This window comes from Nocardioides sp. JQ2195 (assembly GCF_012272695.1).
GTDB lineage: Bacteria > Actinomycetota > Actinomycetes > Propionibacteriales > Nocardioidaceae > Nocardioides.
This window is the reverse complement of sequence record NZ_CP050902.1, coordinates 3,084,119-3,106,858: the sequence shown is the minus strand read 5'-3', so window position 1 is coordinate 3,106,858 and position 22,740 is coordinate 3,084,119. Positions and strand designations below refer to the sequence as shown.

The 22,740-nt window shown below is 69.9% G+C and carries 28 protein-coding genes; 10 read left to right on the top strand and 18 right to left on the bottom strand.

What is annotated here, in order from left to right; all coding sequences use genetic code 11:
• Positions 1-11: 11 nt before the first annotated feature.
• Genes ncot_RS14825 through ncot_RS14810 form a run of 4 tightly spaced genes read right to left on the bottom strand, consistent with a single transcriptional unit; the run spans position 12 to position 2,929 of the window.
• Entirely contained in the window at positions 12-989 is a 978-nt protein-coding gene (locus tag ncot_RS14825) for an ABC transporter ATP-binding protein (RefSeq protein WP_168618298.1), read from the bottom strand.
• The gene (locus ncot_RS14820) at positions 986-1,777 is read right to left on the bottom strand and encodes an ABC transporter permease (protein ID WP_168618297.1); all 792 of its coding nucleotides are present in this window, start codon (positions 1,775-1,777) and stop codon (positions 986-988) included. The genes ncot_RS14825 and ncot_RS14820 overlap by 4 nt, the downstream gene beginning before the upstream one ends.
• Positions 1,774-2,523, bottom strand: coding sequence for a molybdate ABC transporter substrate-binding protein (gene modA / locus ncot_RS14815; protein ID WP_206064993.1), 750 nt, complete (start codon positions 2,521-2,523; stop codon positions 1,774-1,776). The genes ncot_RS14820 and modA overlap by 4 nt, the downstream gene beginning before the upstream one ends.
• Positions 2,524-2,527: 4 nt before the next feature.
• The gene (locus ncot_RS14810; protein ID WP_206064992.1) at positions 2,528-2,929 is read right to left on the bottom strand and encodes a helix-turn-helix domain-containing protein; all 402 of its coding nucleotides are present in this window, start codon (positions 2,927-2,929) and stop codon (positions 2,528-2,530) included.
• 256 nt (positions 2,930-3,185) lie between these two features.
• Between ncot_RS14810 and ncot_RS14805 the strand changes: the two genes are divergently transcribed.
• Positions 3,186-3,737, top strand: a complete 552-nt coding sequence (locus tag ncot_RS14805; protein WP_168618296.1) for a DUF4245 family protein — start codon at positions 3,186-3,188, stop codon at positions 3,735-3,737.
• Positions 3,738-3,870: 133 nt separating this feature from the next.
• Here ncot_RS14805 and ncot_RS14800 read toward each other — a convergent pair whose 3' ends face one another.
• The gene (locus ncot_RS14800; protein ID WP_168618295.1) at positions 3,871-4,080 is read right to left on the bottom strand and encodes an exodeoxyribonuclease VII small subunit; all 210 of its coding nucleotides are present in this window, start codon (positions 4,078-4,080) and stop codon (positions 3,871-3,873) included.
• Positions 4,073-5,332, bottom strand: a complete 1,260-nt coding sequence (gene xseA / locus ncot_RS14795) for an exodeoxyribonuclease VII large subunit (protein ID WP_168618294.1) — start codon at positions 5,330-5,332, stop codon at positions 4,073-4,075. Before xseA ends, ncot_RS14800 begins: the two co-directional genes overlap by 8 nt.
• Positions 5,333-5,424: 92 nt before the next feature.
• Here xseA and ncot_RS14790 point away from each other — a divergent pair, with 92 nt between their 5' ends.
• Both ncot_RS14790 and ncot_RS14785 read left to right on the top strand, forming a co-directional pair.
• Positions 5,425-6,432, top strand: a complete 1,008-nt coding sequence (locus ncot_RS14790) for a 4-hydroxy-3-methylbut-2-enyl diphosphate reductase (protein ID WP_168618293.1) — start codon at positions 5,425-5,427, stop codon at positions 6,430-6,432.
• A gap of 8 nt (positions 6,433-6,440) precedes the next feature.
• Complete coding sequence (locus ncot_RS14785; protein WP_168618292.1) at positions 6,441-7,061, top strand: L-threonylcarbamoyladenylate synthase; 621 nt, start codon at positions 6,441-6,443, stop codon at positions 7,059-7,061.
• Between the two features lie 113 nt (positions 7,062-7,174).
• Here the strand turns inward: ncot_RS14785 and ncot_RS14780 are convergent, their stop codons facing one another.
• The 8 genes from ncot_RS14780 to ncot_RS14745 all read right to left on the bottom strand — a co-directional run bounded on the left by ncot_RS14780 (position 7,175) and on the right by ncot_RS14745 (position 14,833).
• On the bottom strand, positions 7,175-7,726 hold the full coding sequence (locus ncot_RS14780; RefSeq protein ID WP_346766623.1) for a DUF6542 domain-containing protein: 552 nt from the start codon (positions 7,724-7,726) through the stop codon (positions 7,175-7,177).
• Positions 7,727-7,850: 124 nt separating this feature from the next.
• Complete coding sequence (locus ncot_RS14775) at positions 7,851-9,005, bottom strand: DNA recombination protein RmuC (protein ID WP_168618291.1); 1,155 nt, start codon at positions 9,003-9,005, stop codon at positions 7,851-7,853.
• Positions 9,006-9,189: 184 nt separating this feature from the next.
• On the bottom strand, positions 9,190-9,978 hold the full coding sequence (locus ncot_RS14770) for an exodeoxyribonuclease III (protein WP_168618290.1): 789 nt from the start codon (positions 9,976-9,978) through the stop codon (positions 9,190-9,192).
• A 69-nt stretch (positions 9,979-10,047) separates the two neighbouring features.
• The gene (locus tag ncot_RS14765; RefSeq protein ID WP_168618289.1) at positions 10,048-11,538 is read right to left on the bottom strand and encodes a PH domain-containing protein; all 1,491 of its coding nucleotides are present in this window, start codon (positions 11,536-11,538) and stop codon (positions 10,048-10,050) included.
• Positions 11,535-12,062 carry a PH domain-containing protein gene (locus ncot_RS14760; RefSeq protein ID WP_206064990.1) on the bottom strand — a complete coding sequence of 176 codons (528 nt, stop codon included), beginning with the start codon at positions 12,060-12,062 and terminating at the stop codon, positions 11,535-11,537. The genes ncot_RS14765 and ncot_RS14760 overlap by 4 nt, the downstream gene beginning before the upstream one ends.
• On the bottom strand, positions 12,059-13,402 hold the full coding sequence (locus ncot_RS14755; RefSeq protein WP_168618288.1) for an amidohydrolase: 1,344 nt from the start codon (positions 13,400-13,402) through the stop codon (positions 12,059-12,061). The genes ncot_RS14760 and ncot_RS14755 overlap by 4 nt, the downstream gene beginning before the upstream one ends.
• Positions 13,403-13,411: 9 nt before the next feature.
• Positions 13,412-14,440 (bottom strand): M48 family metallopeptidase, encoded by a 1,029-nt coding sequence (locus ncot_RS14750; protein WP_168618287.1) that lies wholly within the window; start codon positions 14,438-14,440, stop codon positions 13,412-13,414.
• A 9-nt stretch (positions 14,441-14,449) separates the two neighbouring features.
• Complete coding sequence (locus ncot_RS14745) at positions 14,450-14,833, bottom strand: hypothetical protein (RefSeq protein WP_168618286.1); 384 nt, start codon at positions 14,831-14,833, stop codon at positions 14,450-14,452.
• Between the two features lie 145 nt (positions 14,834-14,978).
• Between ncot_RS14745 and ychF the strand changes: the two genes are divergently transcribed.
• Complete coding sequence (gene ychF / locus ncot_RS14740; protein WP_168618285.1) at positions 14,979-16,055, top strand: redox-regulated ATPase YchF; 1,077 nt, start codon at positions 14,979-14,981, stop codon at positions 16,053-16,055.
• Positions 16,056-16,121: 66 nt separating this feature from the next.
• A complete protein-coding gene (locus tag ncot_RS14735) occupies positions 16,122-16,439 on the top strand; it encodes a hypothetical protein (RefSeq protein WP_168618284.1) in 318 nt (105 codons plus the stop codon).
• Here ncot_RS14735 and ncot_RS14730 read toward each other — a convergent pair.
• On the bottom strand, positions 16,429-16,734 hold the full coding sequence (locus ncot_RS14730) for a GNAT family N-acetyltransferase (protein ID WP_168618283.1): 306 nt from the start codon (positions 16,732-16,734) through the stop codon (positions 16,429-16,431). The genes ncot_RS14735 and ncot_RS14730 overlap by 11 nt on opposite strands.
• Positions 16,735-16,947: 213 nt before the next feature.
• Here ncot_RS14730 and ncot_RS14725 point away from each other — a divergent pair, with 213 nt between their 5' ends.
• Both ncot_RS14725 and ncot_RS14720 read left to right on the top strand, forming a co-directional pair.
• A complete protein-coding gene (locus ncot_RS14725) occupies positions 16,948-17,793 on the top strand; it encodes a GNAT family N-acetyltransferase (protein ID WP_168618282.1) in 846 nt (281 codons plus the stop codon).
• 57 nt (positions 17,794-17,850) lie between these two features.
• Positions 17,851-18,522, top strand: a complete 672-nt coding sequence (locus ncot_RS14720; protein ID WP_168618281.1) for a snapalysin family zinc-dependent metalloprotease — start codon at positions 17,851-17,853, stop codon at positions 18,520-18,522.
• Between the two features lie 21 nt (positions 18,523-18,543).
• Here the strand turns inward: ncot_RS14720 and ncot_RS14715 are convergent, their stop codons facing one another.
• Positions 18,544-18,771: a hypothetical protein gene (locus tag ncot_RS14715; protein WP_168618280.1), complete on the bottom strand. Its 228-nt coding sequence runs from the start codon at positions 18,769-18,771 to the stop codon at positions 18,544-18,546.
• Positions 18,772-18,955: 184 nt separating this feature from the next.
• Between ncot_RS14715 and ncot_RS14710 the strand changes: the two genes are divergently transcribed.
• From ncot_RS14710 to ncot_RS14700, 3 genes are all read left to right on the top strand, one after another.
• The gene (locus tag ncot_RS14710) at positions 18,956-19,783 is read left to right on the top strand and encodes a 1-acyl-sn-glycerol-3-phosphate acyltransferase (RefSeq protein WP_168618279.1); all 828 of its coding nucleotides are present in this window, start codon (positions 18,956-18,958) and stop codon (positions 19,781-19,783) included.
• Entirely contained in the window at positions 19,783-20,205 is a 423-nt protein-coding gene (locus ncot_RS14705; protein ID WP_168618278.1) for an SRPBCC family protein, read from the top strand. Before ncot_RS14710 ends, ncot_RS14705 begins: the two co-directional genes overlap by 1 nt.
• Positions 20,206-20,325: 120 nt before the next feature.
• Positions 20,326-20,976 (top strand): maleylpyruvate isomerase family mycothiol-dependent enzyme, encoded by a 651-nt coding sequence (locus tag ncot_RS14700; RefSeq protein WP_168618277.1) that lies wholly within the window; start codon positions 20,326-20,328, stop codon positions 20,974-20,976.
• Positions 20,977-20,992: 16 nt separating this feature from the next.
• Here the strand turns inward: ncot_RS14700 and ncot_RS14695 are convergent, their stop codons facing one another.
• The gene (locus tag ncot_RS14695; protein WP_168618276.1) at positions 20,993-21,586 is read right to left on the bottom strand and encodes a histone deacetylase; all 594 of its coding nucleotides are present in this window, start codon (positions 21,584-21,586) and stop codon (positions 20,993-20,995) included.
• A 77-nt stretch (positions 21,587-21,663) separates the two neighbouring features.
• Complete coding sequence (locus ncot_RS14690; protein WP_168618275.1) at positions 21,664-22,707, bottom strand: acyl-CoA desaturase; 1,044 nt, start codon at positions 22,705-22,707, stop codon at positions 21,664-21,666.
• Between the last annotated feature and the right edge of the window lie 33 nt (positions 22,708-22,740).

The window sequence follows — 22,740 nt, the reverse complement described above, 5'->3', positions numbered from 1 at the left end:
ATCGTATCGGCTCAACGAGCATGGTTCGTGTATGCCCGCACCGAAGTGGCCTTCACGGAGACCCAGACGGCGCGTCCGAGCGTGAGACCCAGCTCGGTCGCGGCCTCCGGGGTGACGTCGGCGATCAGTTCCGGGCCGCCTCCCGAGGTGCGTACGACGAGTCTCAGCGCCGCCCCGTGCGGGGTGATCGCGGCGACCGTTCCCGACCAGCGATGACGTGCCGATCCCGTGGGCTCGGTGAGGTTGACGGTCACCGCGGAGGGCTCGAACGCGCTGAACTCCTCCCCGCTGCGGATCACGTTCAGGCCGACCAGCCGGGCCACGTGCTCCGTGGTCGGACGCTGGGCGACCTCGTCCGGCGTACCGAACTGAGCGACGCGACCCGCGTCGAGCACGAGCACGCGGTTGGCGACCGTCAACGCATCGAGCGCGTCGTGGGTGACCAGCAGGGCGATCCCGCCGAAGGCGGCGAGGTGCCGGGCCAGCTCGATGCGCAGGGAGGTGGCCACCCCGACGTCGAGACCGCTCATCGGCTCGTCGAGGAGCAGCAGGTCGGGGGCGGTGACCAGGGCGCGGGCGATCGCGACGCGTTGGGCCTGGCCGCCGGAGAGCTCCGAGGGCTTGCGGTGGGAGAGCTCGCCGACACCGAGGGCGTCCAGCCAGGAGTCCGCGCGACGCCGTGCCTCGGCCCTGGCGACCCCGCGTGCCCGCGGGCCGTAGGCCACGTTGTCGCGCGCGTCGAGGTGGGGGAAGAGCAGCTGGTCCTGGAAGACCACCCCGAGCGAGCGCTCCTTGGTGGGGACGTGCATCAGGTCGCGACCGTCGAGGACGACCGTGCCCACTGCCGGCACCAGGCCCGCGACGGCCTTGACCAGGCTGGACTTGCCCGCGCCGTTCGGTCCGATCACTGCGATCACGTCGCCGCGGTCGGCGGTGAGGTCGACCTGGACCCGACCCGGGACCTCCAGGGAGACAGCGAGATCGCTCATGTGGTCACCAACCAGCGATCACGCAGCGCGACGAGCACGGCCAGGGACAGGAGCAGGAGGACCAGGCTCAACGTCTTGGCTGCCTCGGGGTGGGAGTTGATCGAGAGGTAGATCAGCGTCGGCATCGTCTGTGTCGTGCCCGGGTAGTTGCCGGCGAAGGTGATCGTGGCTCCGAACTCGCCCAGTGAGCGGGCCCAGGCCAGCACCATCCCGGCGACGATCCCGGGGAACGCCAACGGGACGGTCACGGTGCGGAATGCATGCCACCGGCTGGCGCCGAGGGTCGCGGCGGCGGCGTCGTACTCCTGGTGCGCGGAGCGCAGCGCACCCTCGATGCTGATCACCACGAACGGCAGGGAGACGAAGACGTGCGCCACGATCACCCCGGCCGTCGTGTAGGGGAGGCTGAGGCCGGTGGCCTCCCGCAACGGCTCGCCGATGATGCCGGTGCGTCCGAAGGCGGAGACCAGGGCCACTCCGGCGACCACGGGGGGCAGCACCAGCGGCACGATCACCAGGGTGCGCAGCAGGCGTCGCCCGGGGAAGTCGAGGCGTGCCAGCACCCAGGCGAGGGGGAGCCCGAGGACCAGGCACACACCCGTGGCGACGGTGGCGGTGAGCACCGAGAGCCACATCGCCTCCCGCAGCGCCTCCGTGCGCAGCTGCTCGCCGAGCATCGACCAGGGTGCGGTCAGCAGGAGGGAGACCAGTGGGAGCACCAGCAACAAGGTGGCCAGGCCTGCAGGCACCAGCAGCCGCGCCGGGGCTCGTCCCAAGGAGTCACTCATGGCGTGCTGAAGCCTGCTTCCCGGAGCAGTTCCTGGCCCTCCTCGGAGCCCACCAGCTCGAGCCAGTCCGCGGCGAGGTCGGCGTCCTCGCTCTGCTCCAGCGTCGCGATGAAGTAGGGATTGGGCTCGTCCTCGGCACCGGGCACCGGGAACGTCTTGACCTTGTCGCCCGCTGCGACCGCGTCGGAGGCATAGACGAAGCCGGCGTCGGCCTCCCCGGACGTGACCTTCGCCAACACCGACTTCACGTCGATCTCGCGGCTGGCCGGCTCCCGGTCGACCTGGTTCTCCTCGAGGAGGGTGGCCGCCAGTCGACCGCACGGCACGTCGTCGTCACAGCGCACCCAGTCGCTGTCGGCGAAGTCGTCGAAGCCGGTGATCCGGGCCGGGTTGTCCGTGGGCACGACGAGGACCAGGGCATTGGTGGCGAACTCGGTCGGCTCGCCGCCGACAGAACCACCGTCGACCGCGAGATCCATCGACTTCCGGTCGGCAGTGGCCAGTACGTCGCCGGGCGCGCCGTCGTTGGCCTGCTCGGCGAGCGTGGTGCTGGAGCCGAAGGAGAGCTTCACGTCGACGCCGGCGTGGTCCTCCTCGAACCGCTGCTCCAGCTCCTGGAACGACTCGGTCAGGGAGGCCGCGGCCAGCACCTTGAGCTCCATGGTGTCGTCGCCGCAGGCACTCAGTGGCAGCAGCAGGCACACGGTGGCCGGCACGAGCATCCGGGTCAGGAGTGGGCGGGGCACCGGCTCAGGCCCTCTCGATGACGACGTTGGTGGACTTCACGGAGGCGATCGCGCGCACCCCGGTCTCGAGCCCGAGGTCGGTGGCCGCCTCGCTGCTCATCAGGCTCACCATGCGATAGGGCCCACAGATCATCTCCACCTGGGCCATCACGGTGTCCTTGGTGACCTTGGTGATGATGCCGTCGAGCCGGTTGCGGGCGCTGACCGAGACCGATCGCCGGTCGTCGCGCTCCGGATGGTCGGCGAGCTCGCTGGCCAGGGTGGCCAGGTCGGCGCCGCTGATCGTCGTACGGCCTCCGGGGCCGGCCTCGGAGGCGGGGAGCCGACCGTTGTCGATCCAGCGACGCACGGTGTCGTCGCTGACGCCGAGAATGTCGGCAGATTCCGCAATTCGGTACGTCGTCACGGGAGCAGCATTCCGCATCCACGCAGAAATGGCGAGCATCTCTCCGATTCTGCGGTGGGACGGGGTGTCGGTCGATCGGCCGACGACTGCACGTGGGGGACGGGCCGGAGTGCCGCGGGCCCTCGCGCCGGGAGGACCGGAACGTCAGGGATCATCGACGGGGAAGTAGCGTTGCGGCGGCGAAGCCCGGCGAGCACGAGCGGGGCTCACCGCACGTACCACCAGGAACACCTCAGACCAGGAGCACCGGAACCGAATGAGCGCGCAGGGATCAGGGCGGTACACCCGCAGCAGCGTCGGCATGGTCGGCGCGATGATCGTGACGGTCGGGGTGATCCTCGCGTTCGTGGCCTTCCGGGCGATCAACCGTGACGACCTCGAGGTGCAGCGCGAGGAGATCGACTACCTCTCCAGCGTGCAGGAGCTGCAGAAGGTCTCCGAAGTGAAGATCGTCTATCCGCCGGCGCTGCCCGAGGGGTTGAAGGCGGTCGACATCAAGCCGACGGACGCCAACGGCTGGTCGCTCGACATCCTGAGCGACGACGGTGACGAGTTCATCGGGATCTACCAGGGTGTCTCCGGGGTGGCTGACTGGGTGAAGAAGTACGTCGACGAGAACCCGACGAGGGGCGACGTCGTCACGCTGGACAGCGCGGTGGCGAAGAAGTGGCAGTCCTGGAGCGACGCCGGGGGCGACTACGCCGTGACCAGCAAGCACCAGGGCCAGGTGGTGATGGTCTTCGGATCTGCCGATGACGACCTGATCCGCGAGGTGGCGGCGTCACTGACCACCAAGCCGGTGCGCTGACAGCACACGGCTCGCTCGGCGGTTGCGTCGCGCTGCTCGGCCGTTCGCGTCGTACCGCTCGGCCGTTCGTGGGCGGTTCGCGTCGCGCCGCTCGGCCGTTCGTGGGCGGTTCGCGTCGCGCCGCCCGCGCGGGTCAGGACTCCGCGTCGACGGCTGCGTCGAGGCGCTTGCGGGCCCCGTCGAGCCAGCCCTGGCAGGTGCGGGCCAGCTTCTCGCCGCGCTCCCACAGGGCCAGTGACTCCTCCAGGCTCGTGCCGCCGGCCTCGAGCTTGTGCACGACCGCGATCAGCTCTTCACGGGCCGCCTCGTAGGAGAGGTCTTCGTCGGGTTGTTCCTCAGGCATCTGCTTCCTCGTCTTCGGCTTCGACCAGTGGGGCGGAGTTCTCGATGTCGGTGGCGGTGGCGTGCACACGCCCGTCGGCCAGGCGCACGGAGACCGCGTCGCCCGCGGTGACCTCGTCGACCGAGGCCAGCACGTGACCGTCGGCCCGCTGGACCACGGCATACCCACGGCGCAGCGTGGCCAGGGGTGAGAGTGCGGTGGCGCGCGCGGCATGGTGCAGGATCTCGTCGTCGGCCCGGTCGAGCCGGTGTCGCACACAACGCCGCGACCGGTCGCGAAGCTGGGCGATCTCGTCGGAGCGGTCGTCGAGCAGGTTGCGGGGGTCGGCCATCGCCGGGCGGCTGCGGATGGAGGCGAGCCCGGCATCCTCGCGATCGAGCCAGGCAGCCATCAGGTGGCGGATGCGTTGTCTGGCCTGGTCGACGCGCAGGACCTCGTCGGCCATGTCGGGCACCACCCGACGCGCGGCATCCGTGGGCGTGGAGGCGCGCAGGTCGGCGACGAGGTCGAGCAGTGGCTGGTCGGCCTCGTGGCCGATCGCGGACACCACCGGGGTGCGCGCCTTGTGCACCGCCCGGACCAGTCCCTCGTCGGAGAACGGGAGCAGGTCCTCCACGGAGCCACCGCCACGAGCGATCACGATCACCTCGACCTCGGGGTCGGCATCGAGCTCCTGGAGCGCAGCGGTCACCTCGAGGGGACTGTGCTGGCCCTGCATCCGGGCCGCGGCGACCTTGATCCGCACCGAGGGCCAGCGTCGCCGGGAGTTCTCGATCACGTCGCGCTCGGCGTCGGAACCGGGGGAGGTGACCAGGCCGACGGTGTGCGGGAGGAACGGCAGCCTGCGCTTCAGCTCCATGCTGAAGAGCCCCTCGGCGGCCAGCAGCTGCCGACGTCGCTCGATGCGGGCCAGCAGCTCCCCGAGGCCGACCATGCGAATCTCACGGGCATGCAGGGACAGGGAGCCGCGAACGGCGTAGTAGGACGGCTTGGCCTGGATCACCACGCTGGCCCCCTCGACCACGGGTGGGTTGAGCCCGTCGAACAAGGTGCGCGGACACGTCACCGGGATCGAGATGTCAGCCACCGTGTCGCGCAGGGTCATGAACACCGTGTTCAGCCCGGGTCGCCGGCTCAGCTGGGCGATCTGGCCCTCCACCCACACGACTCCCAGCCGGTCGACCCAGCCCGAGATCGCGTTCGCGATCTGCCGGACCGGGGCCGGTGACTCCAAGGAGGTGCTGAGTGCCATGACGGCGAGCCTAGGGGAGGGCGCCGACAAGATGGTCACGCCTCTCCACAGCCGGGCGTGAACCTGTGCCGCCAGCCCGTAGACTCAGGGCCATGAGCACCAACCTTGGCGTTCCCGCCGTACTTTCCCCCGACGAGGCCGACAAGGCCGTTCGCCTGGCCGCCCCACGCGGCTACTGCGCCGGCGTGGACCGGGCTGTGATCACCGTCGAGAAGGCCCTGGACCTCTACGGTGCCCCCGTCTATGTCCGCAAGCAGATCGTGCACAACAAGCACGTGGTCTCCAACCTCGAGGAGCGGGGCGCGATCTTCGTCGAGGAGCTCGACGAGGTGCCCGAGGGCGCGACGGTGGTGTTCTCCGCCCACGGCGTCTCCCCGGAGGTGCACCGCCAGGCAGAGACCCGCAGCCTCAAGACGATCGACGCCACCTGCCCCTTGGTGACCAAGGTGCACCACGAGGCGAAGCGCTTCGCGGCCGACGACTACGACATCCTCCTCATCGGCCACGAGGGCCACGAGGAGGTGGAGGGCACGGCGGGCGAGGCGCCCGACCACATCCAGCTCGTGCAGGGTCCCGAAGACGTCGCCAACATCGTCGTGCGCGACCCGAGCAGGGTCTCGTGGTTGTCGCAGACCACCCTGTCGGTCGACGAGACCCTCGAGACCGTCGCCGCCATTCGTGAGCGGTTCCCGGAGCTGCTCGACCCACCCAGCGACGACATCTGCTACGCCACCCAGAACCGCCAGCTCGCGGTCAAGGAGATCGCGCACGACGCCGACCTGGTGATCGTGGTCGGCTCGGGCAACTCCTCCAACTCCGTGCGCCTGGTCGAGGTGGCCCTCGAGGTCGGCGCCAAGGCGTCCTACCGTGTCGACGATGCCTCGGAGATCGACGAGGCCTGGCTCGAGGGCGTCAGCAAGGTCAGCGTGACCTCCGGTGCTTCGGTGCCCGAGGAGCTGGTCGACGGTGTGCTGAGCTTCCTCGCCGAGCGTGGCTATCCCGATGCGCAAGCCGTGCACACGGCTGAGGAGTCACTGATCTTCGCGCTGCCGCCCGAGCTGCGACGCGACCTGCGGGCCGCCCAGCAGGCCGGGAAGTAGGTCGGAGCATGGCGCGCTACCTCGACATCCACCCGGAGAACCCGCAGCAGCGGCTCATCGACCAGGTCGTCGAGCAGCTGCGTGACGATGCCCTGATCGCCTACCCGACCGACTCCGGCTACGCCCTGGGTTGTGCGCTCGGCAACCGCGACGGTCGTGACCGCATCCTGCGGATCCGCGAGCTCGACGACAAGCACCACTTCACCCTGATGTGCCGTGACTTCGCCCAGCTGGGGCAGTTCGTGCACGTCAACAACACCGCCTTCCGGGCGATCAAGGCCGCGACGCCCGGCCCCTACACGTTCATCCTGCCGGCCACGGGCGAGGTGCCACGCCGGCTGATGCACCCCAAGAAGCGCACCGTCGGCGTACGCATCCCGACGTCCCCGCTGGTCAATTCCCTGCTCGACTCCTTGGGCGAGCCGCTGTTGACCAGCACCCTGATCCTGCCCGGCGAGGAGGAGCCGCGGACCCAGGGCTGGGACATCAAGGAGGAGCTCGACCACGTCGTCGACACCGTGATCGAGGCGGGGGAGGTGTCGGCCCAGCCGACGACCGTCATCGACTGGTCCGGTGACCTGCCCGAGGTCGTTCGCCACGGTGCCGGAGACGTGACCCGCTTCGAGTGACCCGCGGGCTGCGGCCCGCGCATCAAGAATCCACCGTTCGCGCGTCAAGAATCCACCGTTCGCGCATCCGGAATCCACCGTTCGCGCATCAAGAACCCACCGTTCGCGCGGGGTCAGCTGCCGAGTGCGGACCGTTCGCCGTGGCTCGCCGTCGGTGGGAGATCGACCGCGCGGGTCGGTGCGACCGGACGAGCTGTGGTCGGTGTCTCGCGCGACGGCGCAGGGCGCGGAGCCGGGATGCGGGACCGCGGGGCGGTCGGGCGACGGCGCTTGCGGAGGACGTGCTGGCGCATGGCGAGCGAGCCGAGGCACAACGCGTAGCCGGTGATCAGCGCGCCGGCGTGGTGCGCCAGCCCGGCGACCACGGCCTGGATGGTGCCGTCGCCGGCATCGGCGATGACGCTCGGTGAGGCGACACCGAGGATCACGAAGATGCCCAGCATCAACAGGGGTGGCAGGACACCGACGGTGAAGAAGTCGGAGGGGCGGACCCGCAGGGCCATCGTCACGCAGGTCATCACGAAGACGACGTCGAACAGCCAGGTGACCTCGCGGTTGACCACCAGATCGAGGGCCACGGCAGTCAGGGCGACGGCGATCCCCAGAACGGCGACTAGGCGTCCTGGCTCAGTTCCCTCTTCCCAGAGGGTGCGCGCGCGGGCCACGACGTCACCGTAGGCCGTGCTGCGGCGCGGTTGGGCACGACGCGCCGGAGCCGGTTTGGTCCTTCTCGGCGGGGTCGCTCGACGAGCACCGGGCGGACGTCGTCGAGCGGACACGGAGCGCAGGTTATCCGGTGCGGCGTCCGGACAGGCCCTCAGGCCCGGTCGGCTCCGCCACGGGCAGCTCCGGACGCGGAGCGGCCACGGCGTCGAGCAGCTCCGAGGCCGTGAGCGGTCGCGGGGCGTCCGTCACCGGGGTGGGCGAGACGAGCTCGTCACCGCTGACGCCGAGCTCACCGAAGCGACGGGCCGAGACGAGCACCCTCGACTCCAGGGATCCGACCGCGCGGTTGTAGGCCTCCACCGATCCCTTCAGCGAGCGACCGACCTTGTCGAGGTGGCCGCCGAGGATGCCGAGGCGTGCATAGAGGTCGCGCCCGAGGTCGTGGATCGCGCGGGTCTGCTCGGCCAGCTGGGCCTGGGTCCACCCGTGGGCGACGGTCTTGAGCAGCGCGATCAGTGTGGTCGGGGTGGCCAGGACGACGTTGCGGGCGGCGGCGTACTCGATGAGGGAGCGATCGCCCTCGAGGGCGGCGGAGAGGAACGACTCGCCCGGGAGGAAGAGCACCACGAACTCCGGTGAGTCGCCCAGGGCCTGCCAGTAGCGCTTGCTGCCGAGCGCATCGACATGGGCACGAACCTGGCGGGCATGGCGGACGAGATGGGCGGACTGCTCCTCCGGGGCGTCGGTGCCGGTGGCATCGAGGAACGCGTCGAGCGGCACCTTGCTGTCCACCACCACGTCACGGCCACCGGAGAGGTGCACGACGAGGTCGGGCCGCAGCACCGCGTCGTCGAGAGTCGTGTGGTGCTGCTCGGTGAAGTCGCACCGATCGACCAGACCGGCCAGCTCGACGGCGCGACGCAGCTGCATCTCGCCCCACCGCCCGCGCACCTGCGGCTTGCGCAGCGCGGTCGACAGCGAGGACGTCTCGCGGCGCAGCTCCTCGGCGGAGTGGCGCACGTCATCGACCTGCTGGCGCAGCTGCCCCTGCCAGGTGGCGCGGTTGTGCTCGAGCTCGCGCATCTGCTCGCCGAGCCGGTCGAGGCCGTCACGCAGCGTGGTGTCCTCGGTGACGCGGCGCTCGAGCGCGGCCACCGACTCGCGGGCATCGATCGCACTGCCGCTGGAGGGCGCGCGGGAGCGGGACCAGAGCAGTGCCGCGAGCGCGCCGACGAGCGCCCCCACGACGAGGCCGATGAGAAGCAGCAGGATCTCCATGTCCACGAGCATGGACCAGGGCACCGACAGTGGACGGGAGGCAGCCCTCCTGCGGGTCGGGACCCCCGGCGAGGAAGCAGGTGTGACGCAGGGACAGCCGGGGGCTGGGGGCGGGCGAACTCAGTCCGGGCCGACGTCAGTCCGGGCCGACGTCGGTCCGGGTCGACGTCGGTCCGGGTCGACGTCAGTCCAGGTCGACGACCACGGGAGCATGGTCGGAGGGCTTGCCCGTGCCCTGGGCAGGGTCGCGCTCGTCGAGGTCCACGAACGCCGCGGTCACGCGGCTCGCCAGCGACGGTGAGCCGAGCACGAAGTCGATGCGCAGGCCGCGGTTGCGCTCGAAACGCTGCCGGTAGTAGTCCCAGTACGTGTAGGAGCCGGGTCCGGGCGTGTGCGGCCGGGCCACGTCGACGTACCCCTCGTCGAGGAAGGCCTGGAACGCGGCGCGTTCCGGGGGAGTGACGTGCGTGGAGGTGCGGAACTGCGCCATGTCGAAGACGTCCTCGTCGCGGGGCGCGATGTTCCAGTCTCCGACCAGCGCGGTGTCGTCGTCGAGCCAGTCACCGGCCGCGGCGCGCAGTCGCTGCAACCAGTCGAGCTTGTAGACGTAGTGCGGGTCATCGACCTTGCGGCCGTTGGGCACGTAGAGCGACCACAGGCGTACGCCGCCGCACGTGGCGCCGATCGCGCGCGCCTCGGCGGTCAGCGGATCTCCGAAACCGGGCATCTCCGGGAAGCCGACCTGCACGTCCTCCAGACCCACCCGGCTGAGGATCGCCACCCCGTTCCACTGGTTGATGCCCGCCGCCGCGACCTCGTAGCCCAGTGACTGCAGGCCCATCAGGGGCAGCTGGTCCTCGCGGGCCTTGGTCTCCTGGAGGGCGAGCACGTCGACCTGCTGGCGTTGCAGGAAGGCCTCGACCCGGTCGATGCGAGTGCGGAGGGAGTTCACGTTCCAGGTGGCGATGCGCATGGGGCGGAGCCTACGGCGGCCCGGAGGTGGCCGGTGACGGCGGCACAGCCGGGCTCGGCACGGATGGGGTCAGGCATCCGCCAGGAAGGGGTCGAGCATGCCCGGCGTCGCTGCGCGTGCGAACGCCACCGCGTCCGTCAGTGGGATGTCGCGGATGGTGACCTTCTCGGCCCCGGCTGCGGTCGTGGCGATGAGCGTGGCCAGCCCGCGACGGCGCTGGAACCAGGTCTGGGAGACCACCCATCCGATGACTCCGTCCCGCTGAAGGACGGTGCGGACGCGGGCGGTGGTGCCGGAGCCCGCCACCAGGTGCTCGGTGGTGAGCGCGTGGCCGAGGTGGGCGAACTCGGAGCGTGCGAGCAGGAGCGCGACCGGCACGAGAGCGATCGCGACCACGACCGGGAGCCACCAGGACCCGTCCAGCAGGAGGACCAGCGCCAAGGTGGCGACCGGGACCGGGAGGAGCGAGAAGAGGTTGCGTGTGCGGCACCGGGCCAGAGCAGCCGGGCCGTGCTGCAGGAGCCCGGCCGTGAGTGGCTCCCGGCTGCCGAGGACCGTGCCGGCGACGTCGGTGGTGAGCTTGATCGGCGTCAGTGGCAGGACGGCGTGCACGGACTCCTCGAGGCCGGTGACGAGCGCATGGAGCTCGCCACCGGCGGCCGCGCGCACGAGTGCGGTCTCCCGGACCTGCACTCCGCGGATGCGTCGCACCTCGACGGTCGTGGAGGTGGTGGTGAGCAGGCCTCGCGTGAGGTGGAGGTTGTCACGGTCCCGCACCAGGCGCAGGTCCCACCACTGCACCAGGAAGGCCACCATCGACAACGCGGTCCACGCCACCAAGGCGCCGAGGACGAGCACGAGGATGACCAGCACCACCGATGCTCCGGCGACGAGCTCCCAGATCTCGTGCCCCCGGGACAGGTCGATGCGGACGTCGCCGATGAACTGCCACAGCGCGCCGAGCGCACCGAGGGCGATGGCCAGGCGGCCCAGGCTCAACGGCGCGAAGCGGGCCCACCCGGGGGAGAACGTGGCCAGGACCTCCTCGGTGTGCGGCGGGGCCGCAACGTCCGCCGGTGGTTCGTCCGCGCGGGGCGGCGTGATGGCGGTGCTGGACGACGCCGACGGTGTCCGCCGGGACAGGAGTACGCCGCGCAGCTCCGCGGCCTGGGACCGGGACAGTGCGTTCAGCTCGATCATCGTGTCGTCGACTCCGGTGCCGACCTCGACCTTCTCGAGGCCGAGCACCCGGTGCAACAGGCTGGCCTCCAGGTCCACGGTGCGGATCCGGTCGAGCGGCGCGGTCAACCGCGTGCGGCTGACCAGCCCGGTGGTCACCACGAGCTGGCCGTCGGCGACCCGGAACCGGGTGCTGAACCACGGCACCAGGCCGACTCCGATCGAGCCCAGGATGATGACCGGTGCGGCATAGAGGAGCCACCTCGGTTGCTGGGTGCCGACCCCGATCAGTGCGACCAGGGACGGGAATAGGAACTGACGGAAGGCACTGATCGGACCGATGACCATGATCTTCGGATCCAGGCGTTGCCAGTCGTTCACGTGGCGTCGCCCTCGTCGGCGCTGGTGATCTCGGTCAGCTCGGCGACCACCCGAGCGGCCACGTCGGCGTCGAGACCCTGGATCTCGACCGCACCGGCCGCCGACGCGGTGGTGATGGTGACCGCGGCCAACCCGTAGAGCCGCATCAACGGGCCCTGTCGGGTGTCGACGGTCTGGACCCGTGAGAGCGGGGCGATCCGTTGCTGGGTGCTGATCCAGCCGGAGCGGGTGTGGACCGCTCCGGGGGTCACCTCCCAACGGTGGATCCGGTTCCTGATGCCCGGCTGCCAGATCGCGATCGCGACCAGGGGGAGCAGCACGACGACGACCAGCACCACCAGCCACCAGGGGTGGGACGGCACCAGCAGCCAGACGACCACGAGCACGGCGACGGCCCCCACGAGCTCACTGACCGCGATCATCCGCCACATCGCCACGGCCCTGGGGGAGACCTGGTGGGCAGGCTCCCGCAGCAGGGCAGACCCGGCTGCGTTCGTCGGTGTCCCCGGTGTCGCGTCCGTCATGTCCGCACGTCCGTTGCCGGCACGTCGGTTGCTGAGGCGTCCGTTGCCGGCGTGTCCGTCGGCTGGGCACCTGTTGGCCGGGCACCAGATGGCCGGGCGTCCGTGCCCAACCAGGCGAGTGCCGCGACGACCAGCGTCGAGGTGCCGGTGTCGAGGGTGGGCTGCACGACCGGGGCGAAGAACGGCGAGTGGTTCGTCGGGATGTCCTGGGAGACCCGTCCGGCGGCCTCGGCCGCGGCGTACGTCTCTGGATCGATGCCGCCCACGCCCCAGTAGGTGTAGGGGACGCCGAGGGCGTTCGGGAGGTCGCTGAAGTCCTCGCTCGCCGCCTGCAGGTCGAGATCGGTGACCTGCTCGCCGAAGGCCTCCTCGAAGGCGGCACGCACGGTGGCCGTCGTGTCCTCGTCGTTGGTGGTGGCCGGGAACCGGTCGAAGGTTTCGAACTCGGGCGGGCGCGGTGAGCCGGAGGCCTGGCACTCGGCGACCACGATGCGGTGGATCGCGTCGAGGACCTGCTGGCGTACTGCGTCGTCGTAGGTGCGGAGGTTGAGCTCCAGGACCGCGTGGTCGCCGATCACGTTGCTCTTGGTGCCTGCGTGGATCGAGCCGACGGTGAGCACTGCGGGCTGGGTGGGGGCGACCTCGCGGGAGACCACGGTCTGCAAACGGACCACGATCATCGCGGCGAGCACGACCGGGTCGATGGCGGCTTGGGGTGCCGATCCGTGGGCGCCACGTCCGTGCACGGTGATCCGCATGCTGTCGGCGGCGGAGAGGATCGGTCCCGGCCGGGTGGCGATGGTGCCCGCGGCGAAGGGAAGCACGTGCTGGGCCAGGGCCACGTCGACAGTGCCGACGAGTCCGGCCAGGCCGTCCTCCACCATCAGCCGTGCTCCGTCGCCACGTTCCTCGGCCGGCTGGAAGACCGCGACCAGGCGGCCGGTCCACCGCTCGCGGGAGTCGGCCATCAACGACGCCGCGCCGAGCAGGCAGGCCACGTGCACGTCGTGGCCACAGGCGTGCATGACCGGCGTCTCCGTGCCCTCGTCGTCGGTCGTGGTCTCGGTGCTGGCGTAGCCCAGGCCGGTGTCCTCACGCACCGGCAGCGCGTCCATGTCTGCGCGCAGCAGGACGGACGGGCCGTCGCCGTTCTGAAGCACGCCCACCACACCCGTGCCGCCGACGCCCTCGTGCACGTCGTAGCCGAAGCTGCGCAGGCGTTCGGCCACGGTCGCAGCGGTGTCGTGCTCCTGGTGGGAGAGCTCGGGATGCTGATGGAGGTGGCGGTAGAGCTCCTCCTGCCAGCCGCGGATCGTGTCGAGGGCGGGAACCGTGTCCATCGTGACTCCTCAGTCGTCGTCGCGTCGTGAGCGCGGGAACCTGGTGCTGATCCAGGCCTTCGCGTTCCCCACGCCCTCACCGAGGTCGCGCAGCAGCTTCGCCAACGGGTCCTGCGAGGTGCGAAAGCTCTCGGCGTACGACGCCGCTGCGTCCTTGGCGGCCTGGGACAACGACGCCTTGTCGTCGTCCTGCCGACGGGGGTAGGCGCCGCCGAGGATCGCGACGTAGTCGCCGCCGTCGACCCAGCGCCGCAGCTCGTGGGCGCGGACCACCGGGAACGGATGGGTGCTGGCCTCGAGGAGCATCAGCTTGAGGAGGCTGTCGCGCAGGTCGCCTGACGCTTCGTACTCGCTGCCCTGCGCCAGGAAGGCGGTGCTGTCGAGCTGGGCGAGGTTGCCTCCGCTGGCGGTCTTCATGTTCACCCGCAGCGCCGCGGCCGGGTCCTGCGTGGACAACAGTCCGGCCCGGTCGGCGGAGAGCTCGGACTTGCGCTGCCACTCGGTCAGCGCGGCCACGATCGCTCGCAGCCCCAGGTTGCCGATCGGCAGCCAGCTGAGGGCGCCGCTGACCTGCATCAGCCACAGCAGCAGGGTGCGGTAGAGCGCATGCCCGCTGGCGGCGTGCCCCAGCTCGTGGCCGAGGACGAAACGGAGCTCGTCCTCGTCGAGGCCGTTGACCAGGGCGGAGTTCAGGACGATGAACGGCTTGTCGATGCCGACGGTGACGGCGTTCCAGAGCGGCGAGTTGGCGACGTACAGCTCGGGGAGCTCGCGCACGTCGAGCACGGCGGCGGCCTCGGTGAGGAGTCGGTGGAGGTCGGCGAACTGTCGCTCGTCGACGCGCACCGCGGAGCCGAGGAAGCGCAGCCTGAAGGCGCGTTCGTTGAACATCCCGGTCATCTTGCGGAGCAGGAAGTCGAAGCCCTTGAGCTTGCGCAGGGCGACCAGCGCACCCTGGTCGGCAGGGTGCTCCCAGGCACGGGAGCTGATGTCGGTCAGGGTGACCCGGCGGCGGGCGGGCGGCTGATCGGCGGTCATGCCTCGACTCTAGTCAGCAGGTGGTTCCTCGGGCAGGGGCCGGAAGCCGGAGCAGAGGATGCGCAACCACACGATCTTGCCGTCCAGGTTGCGGTAGTAGCCGGTCTGCTCGACGCGCTGTTCCCCGGACGGCGTCTCGAGGTCGAACTGGTAGGTCATCCGAAGGATGTCCACGATGATCTCGACCTCTCCCATCTGGACGTCGGCGATGTGGTCCTGCTCCTCGAACCAGTTGTCGAGGACGATGGCAGCCACGCCTGCCGGTGTGTGCGCCTCCCAGATCCGTCTCGGGGTCATCGCCCGGAAGTCGATGGAGTCGTCCAGGAGCGCGATCAGGCGAGCACGGTCGCGGGTCGCGATCGCTGCCGCGAATGCGGCGGCCAGTCGGGGCATGGCGATCCTCCGGGGTGTCTGTCCTCGGGGTGGTGATGCTCAGAACATAGGGGCGCGAGCGGGCTCCGGCATCGCCAGAATCGGGGCTGTTGGGCCGCCACCATGAATTCGGCCCCACCATGAAGTCGCCGTAGACTCCACGCCCGTGGCACTCACCATCGGAATCGTCGGGCTCCCCAACGCTGGCAAGTCGACGCTCTTCAACGCACTGACCAAGAACGACGTCCTCGCGGCGAACTACCCGTTCGCGACGATCGAGCCCAACGTCGGGGTGGTCGGCGTCCCCGACGAGCGCCTGCCGAAGCTGGCCGAGGTGTTCGGGTCGGCGAAGCTGCTGCCCGCGACCGTCGAGTTCGTCGACATCGCCGGCATCGTCGCCGGGGCCTCGCAGGGTGAGGGCCTGGGCAACAAGTTCCTCTCCCACATCCGCGAGTCCGCAGCGATCTGCCAGGTCACCCGCGTCTTCCGCGACGAGGACGTCACCCACGTCGACGGCGAGGTCAACCCGGGCAACGACATCTCCACCATCCAGACCGAGCTGATCCTGGCCGATCTGCAGACCGTCGAGAAGGCGATCCCGCGGTTGGAGAAGGAGGCTCGGACCAAGAAGGAGAACGCGCCCGCGCTGGCCGCGGCCAAGGAAGCGCTCGAGGCCCTCGAGTCCGGCACACCGATCATCTCCACCACGATCGACCGCGACCTCGTCAACGAGCTGTCGCTTCTCACCGCGAAGCCCTTCATCTATGTCTTCAACTGCGACTCCGACGAGCTCGGCGACGAGGACCTCCAGCAGAAGATGCGCGACCTCGTCGCCCCGGCCGAGGCGATCTTCCTCGACGCGAAGTTCGAGGCCGAGCTGGTCGAGCTCGATGACGACGAGGAGGCCCGCGAGATGCTGGCCGAGATGGGCATCACCGAGCCCGGCCTCGACAAGCTGGCCCGGGTCGGCTTCGACACCCTCGGACTGCAGACCTACCTGACCGCCGGCCCCAAGGAGACGCGGGCCTGGACCATCCCCAAGGGCGCCACGGCTCCCGAGGCGGCGGGCGTCATCCACACCGACTTCCAGCGCGGCTTCATCAAGGCCGAGATCGTCTCCTTCGACGACCTGATGGAGCTCGGCACCATGCAGAAGGCCAAGGAGGCCGGCAAGGTCCGCATGGAGGGCAAGGACTACGTGATGGCCGACGGTGACGTCGTGGAGTTCCGCTTCAACGTCTGACCTGCACCCGACCACGGGTCGGCATCGTCGGCAGCCAAGGCCCGGGGTCAGGCGGGGGTGCCGACGTTGACCCCGCACCCGGTCTCCGACGAGCACGGACTCCAGCACGCCATGCTCACTGCGGACACGTTGCACGTCGCCTTCGCGGAAGCGCCGGGAGTGACCACCTTCCGGGCCACGACTGACCGCGTCTACGAGTCCGCGGGAGAGCCCCAGAGGCAGATCCACGTCTCCTGGGCGCACGAGGTGCTGACCTGGGCCGGCACTGGGGGACGAACGACGAGCCCGTCCTCGAGCGGTCACGAGCCATCTGTCGTCGTACGGACTGCTGAGACCGAGTCGGCGCCGCTGTTCGGCATCCGACCGGTCCGTCTCAGTCGGTGACCGTGCTCGGTGGGCGCCGGTAGTCGAGGTCTGCGTAGTCGGGGTGCCGGCTCATCCAGTCCTGGACGAAGGGGCACACGGGCAGCACGGCGAGCCCGAGCGTGCGCACGTCGTCGAGCGCGCCCTGAACCAGCTGCCCACCGATGCCCCGGCCCTCCACGGCAGGGTCGACCTCGGTGTGGGTGAACACGATGAGCTGGGTGGTCCGCTGGTAGGCGGCGTGGCCGAGGAGGGTCCCGTCATCCATGATCTCGTAGCGGTGCTCGGTCGGGTTGTCGCGAACAGTGATGGCCACGGGCCCACCTCTCTTGAGTCGAGCCTGCCTCGGATGACTGCTCTGATCCTTCGACTGTAGCCACGTGTGCGAAGCGTGCGGGTGCGCGACGAAGGCGGTGGCTCGATTCCGGGGCGGCTGCTCCCTCGGCTCGCCTTCCACCTCGACACCTGAGACCCGGGGGCACCGCAAAACCAGTGGTCGTTCGGGGTTTCGGGGTGTGAGAGTTCAGCCATGACCTCACCGGCCGAGCTGCTCGCGGCATACGACGCCCAGTTGCGCACCGCCGCGGAGACCGGTGGCGCGCAGGGCCTCACCCGGCTGGGACCGTTGCACCTGGCCACGTTCACCGGACGCGGAGGCTTCGTCACCTACCGCGACCTGGGCGACGCCGACGAGCACCGCGTACGCGAGCTGGTCGTCGCTGCGAAGTCCCACTTCGAGAACCAGACCGACGTCGCCCGGGCGGAGTGGAAGACCCGGGGCCACGACCACGCGCCGGGGCTCCACGAGGCGCTCGTCGAGAACGGCTTCGAGCCGGACGAACCAGAGTCGATCATGGTCGGCGAGGCACGCCTGCTGGCGCTCGACCTCGACCTGCCCGACGGCATCGTCCTGAGGCAGGTCCACGAGGAGGCCGACATCCGCGCGATGTGCGCCATGCAGGGCGAGGTCTTCGGCGACGACCCGGCCGAGATCGAGGCGATGGCCGACTCGATCGTGCGCCACAGCGGCACCGATGACTCGGAGATGTGGATCGCCGAGGCCGACGGGCAGGTGATCAGCGCGGGCCGTCTCTCGCCGGTCGCGGACTCCGACTTCGCCGGCATCTGGGGCGGTTCGACCCGTCCGGAGTGGCGCGGCAGGGGTGTCTACCGAGCACTCACCGCGGCCCGCGCCAAGTCAGCCCTGCGCCTCGGCAAGAGGTTCATCAACAGTGACTCGACCGAGTTCTCCCGGCCGATCCTGGAACGCTCCGGGCTGGTCAAGGTGTCCACCACGACGCCCTACCTGTGGCGTCGTGATGCCGGAGAAACTGTCAAGAGTCAAAACCCGGTGGAACGGCGCCACGGAAGCTGATCGCAGGTAGGAACGAGATGCAAGGCAATTCTCGGGAACCACCTGGAAGGACCTCTGATGGCCATCAGGACACCACTCGCGCTGCTTGCCGCAGCGCTCACCTTCGCCGGCACCGCAGCCGTCCCGGCGACGACCACCACCGCGTCGACGCCATCGCCGACGGACAGCGCCGACGCCACCTCGTCATACCTGCCCGGGGACTTGAACAAGGAACAGAACCGACGGCTCACGAAGCAGCTCGCCGAGGCGAAGGCACGCGCCGAGGCAGACCGCACCAACGGCGTGAAGAAGGCCCGGGCAGTCGTCACCACGGTCTACTACGACGCGTCCTATGCCCCCTCGTTCGACTCCGAGATCTCCAACACCCAGCAGATCTGGAACGGTTCGGTCAACAACGTGCGGCTGGTCGAGGACCCGAGCCGGGCGACCCTCTACTTCGAGGAGGGATCATCGGCCAACGGGTCCTACTACCAGGGCAACGGCCACGGGAGCGGCCTGATCTTCCTCGACCATGACCAGGCCAACACCTACGCGCCGTTGCGGATCGTGGCCCACGAGACCGGCCACGCACTCGGACTGCCGGACCGCTACTCCCAGCCGTGCTACAAGCTGATGTCCGGTGGCGGTCCCGGCCCGTCGTGCACCAACCCCTACCCGGACTCGGTGGAGGCCAACGAGGTCGACACCATCTGGCGCTACGGCATCACGGCAGCCGAACCCGCTGCCTGACCCAAGACCAGGAGCGGTCCGTCACCGTCCACGATTGCGTGGGTGGTTGCGGGCCGCTCGTTCATTTCCGTGCCGGTAGTTGCCGGTGACCCGGGCCATCAGCTCCTGGTCGTCACCGTGCTCGACGTGGTCGAGGAAGTCAGTGGCCCTGCGTCCCCGCAGCACCGTCGCCGCGCGACCGTGATGGGTGATGGCGACTGTCCCGTCCTTGCGCACGGTGTAGTCGAAGCCTTCCGGTGTGTTGCTCACGGCGCCAGTCAATCGCGGCTGGTGCCCCACCGCCAGTGGGTTTCGGCCGGTTCGCGTGGGTGTGCCTCGAACTGGCGACGGGTCAGTTTGGTGTGAGACCTCCACCACGGGGCCGTCACCCGTGGCGCTCCGGAGCGTTGTGCCGGTGACTGCATCGCGCGGTCGCCGAGAAGGAGTACGTCGCGTGGCCCTGCCCCTGCCCAAGTTCTTGAAGCCCCAGCCCGACGGGCTCGAGGGGCGTGACCCGGAGTTCATCCGACGCATGCTCCCGCGGCTGTGGCTCGGCACCAGCGTCTACTTCCGGCCCGAGGTCAACGGCTTCGAGAACGTGCCCGACGAGCCCGTGCTGTTCGTCGGCAACCACAGTGGGGGAGCCAACATCCCCGACACCTGGGTGTTCACGCTCGCCTACCACACCTACTTCACCGTCGAGGGTCGGCCGCTGGCCGGCCTGGGCCACAAGATCATCGCGATGACACCGCTGGTCGGTGACTTCGCCCGCAAGTTCGGCATGGTCACCGCCGGCAACGACCAGGCCGACGAGCTGTTCGCCAACGGTGCCTCGGTGATGGTCTACCCCGGCGGGGACGTCGAGGCGCTCCGTCCGTGGCGCGACCGGAACAAGATCGTCTTCGACGGGCGCAAGGGCTTCCTTCGCCTCGCGCACCGCAACAACGTCAAGATCGTCCCGGTCGTCGCCACCGGCGGCCAGGACACGTTCTTCGTGATCAACGACGGTCGCAGCACCGCGAAGTTCCTCAAGCTCGACAAGCTGCTCCGGCTCAAGACCCTGCCGCTGTCGATCAGCTTCCCGTGGGGCCTGTTGCCCGGCGACCTGCCGCACGTCCCGCTCCCGGCCAAGATCCGGATCCAGGTGTTGCCGCCGATCGACCTGCGCGAGCTGTTCGGTGACGACCCCGACTGGGACCGGGCCTACGACTACGTCACCAGCCTGATGCAGATGGAGCTCTCGAGGCTCGCCACCCGCTCGGTGATGCCGGTGCTCGGCTGATGAGCACCTCCGTCACGTGGGCCGTCGTCGTACGCCGTCCGGTCGCCGAGGTCGCCGCGGTCGCCACCGACCCCGAGCGGCTGATGCCGATGCTGAGCGGGATCGGCAGGTCCGGCCAGGTGACCGAGCAGGAGTACGACATGTTCCTCGACGTCGGCACCATCCACGTCGGCGGCCGGGTGGCGGTGTCCACCCCCGACGCGCACACGCTGTCGTGGCGGTCGATCCGCGGCACCGAGAACGACTTCGAGCTGCGCGTCACCGAGCACCCGGACGGATCCCTGGTCAGCGCCACGCTTCGGCTGAGGCTCCATGGGTTGGTGATGGCCAGGGTCTCCGAGTTCCTGGCCCGCGGCATCATGAGCCGGCACCTGATCGCGGGGCTCGAGCAGCTGCGCCACGACGTCGAGCACGGTTCCTGACGTTCGACGTGCTGGCACGCCCGGCGTGGTCACGGAGGTGCCCCCGGGGATCCTGCGGGAGGGCTGGGCGTCTGCAATTCTGGTGATGCGCAGCGACGTCCGGCGAGGAAGGATCGGGGCATGCCAGATCGTGTCTGGGACCTTGCCAGCACCGAACGCCGATCGTTCGCGGACTTCGCCGAGTCCCTGTCGCCTGCGGAGCTCGACACCCAGTCCCTGTGTGCCCAGTGGCGGGTGCGCGACGTCATCGCGCACGTGTCGTGGGCGGCCACGAACCCGCCCCTGGCCACCCTGCGTGCCATCGCCGGGGCACGGTTCCGGGCCAACGTGGCGAACGCGCGGCTCGGTCGCGAGTGGGGCGAGCGGCCTCCGGAGCAGACGCTCGCCCACCTGCGACAGGTGGCGGACCACCACGCCCGCACCGTCGGCACCAAGCCGGTCGACGTGCTCGCGGACGTGCTCACCCACCACCTCGACATCCGGGTCCCGCTCGGCCGACGACGTACGCCGCCAGGTGCCGGCTACCGGATGGCGCTCACCCGCTATGCAGGGATGGGCTTTCCCCTGCACCTCGCGTTCGGTCGGAGCCCGAAGGGCACGGCCGCAGGCTTCACCCTGGTCGCCGACGACGTCGACTGGCGCCACGGCACCGGCCCCCAGGTGCACGCGCCCGGCGATGCCATGCTCCTCGCCCTGACCGGTCGCCCGGTCGATCCCGTGGAGTTCACCGGTGCCGGCGCAGAGGAGTTCGTGGCCCGACTCGAAGCGTGAGCGACGGTGGGTGGAATCAGGGTGTGCCGGCGATGACCGAGGTGAAGTAGGACTCGATCTCCTCGTGGCTCCAGCCGTGCGCGTCATGGAGGCCCTCCGCGAGCATCGCGAGGTAGGCCGGCTGCGGACGGGTGTGCGGCACCGACTCGAGACCGTGGGGCGCGGTGAAGGTGAGCATCGGCAGGTCGTCGCGGCGGCCCACCTCGATCAAGGTCTCGTAGACACCCGGCCCCGCCTCGTGGCGGCCGTCCGGGAGCCCGGCGACCACGACGCCGGCGAGTGGATCCTCCGGGTCCGGCAGCCGGTGCATCTCCTGGGCGGCGACGTCGACGAACTGGCCCACGGTCATCCGGTAGGCACGAGCCGGTGTCGGGCCGGGCCTGTCATGGTCGTAGAACGCGGTGCCGCCGCCCCAGATCCGGGAGTCCCCGGCGAAGTACAGGCTCCCGGGAAGCACCACCGGCGTGTCCTCGGCCGGGATCGTGCGGTCGTGCGCGCCGGCGTACGTGACCGCGGCACCGGGCGGGCGACCGCCCTGGATGTAGCAGGCCAGGCGAACGCGCGACATGTTCGATCCATAGCTGACGTACCAGACTTCTTCCTCAGACATCGCCGCCCATTGTCCACTGCGTGTGGTTCTCCCGGCACCCGGCGCCGGAAGAGCCCCACACAGCGGCGGCCGCCAGGTCAGCCGGCGCGTAGGGGTGCACCGACCGCGTGCATGTGGCGCAGGGCGATCCCGTACGACTCAACCAGGCCGGTCTCGGCGTAGTCCACCCCCAGCGCCGCACAGTGCTCGCGCACGATCGGCCTGGCCCTGCGCAGGTTGGCGCACGGCATGCTCGGGAAGAGGTGGTGCTCGATCTGGTAGTTCAGCCCACCGAGTGCGATGTCGGTGACCGGACCGCCACGGACGTTGCGTGAGGTGAGCACCTGCTTGCGCAGGAAGTCGGGTTCGCGGTCGCCGGTGAGCGTCGGCATGCCCTTGTGGTTCGGTGCGAAGGAGCAACCGAGATAGACGCCGAAGACTGCCTGGTTGACCACGATGAAGGCCACCGCGAGGCCGGGGGAGAGCACGGTGAGCACGAGCCCGAGGTAGATCGCGAAGTGGGCCAGCAGCAGGCCGGCCTCGACGCGGCGCCCGGGCAGTCCCGGGCGCAGGACGGCACGAACGCCGGAGACATGGAGGTTGAGTGCCTCCAGGGTGAGCAGGGGGAAGAAGAGGAACGCCTCGTGCTTCCCGATGAACCTGGCCACCCCGCGCGCCTCGCGGGCCTGGTCCTGCGACCACACCAGCAGGTCGGGGGAGACATCCGGGTCCAGCTCCTCGTGATTGGGGTTGGCGTGGTGGCGGGTGTGCTTGTCCATCCACCAGCCGTAGCTCATCCCGACCCCGAGGTTGCCGACGAGTCGGCCGGCAAGCTCGCTGGGGCGCCGGGTGCGGAAGACCTGCCGGTGGGCGATGTCGTGGGCCAGCAGCGCGAGCTGGGCGAAGACCACGGCCAGGACGACGGCCATGGCCAGCTGCCACCACGTGTTGCCGATCGCGACGAAGGCGGTCCACCCACCGACGACCGCCGTGCCCAGGAGGGCGACGCGGGCCAGGTAGTAGCCGGGGCGCCGGTCGAGCAGTCCGGCAGCGTCGATGCGCCTGCGCAGCTCGGCGAAGTCGGAGCCGCCGTGGTTGGGCCGGGTCCGTGTGGGCGTGGGAGCGGGGGTCTCGATGGTCATGCCTCGAGTCTTCGTGCGCCCGGGACCGGAGGC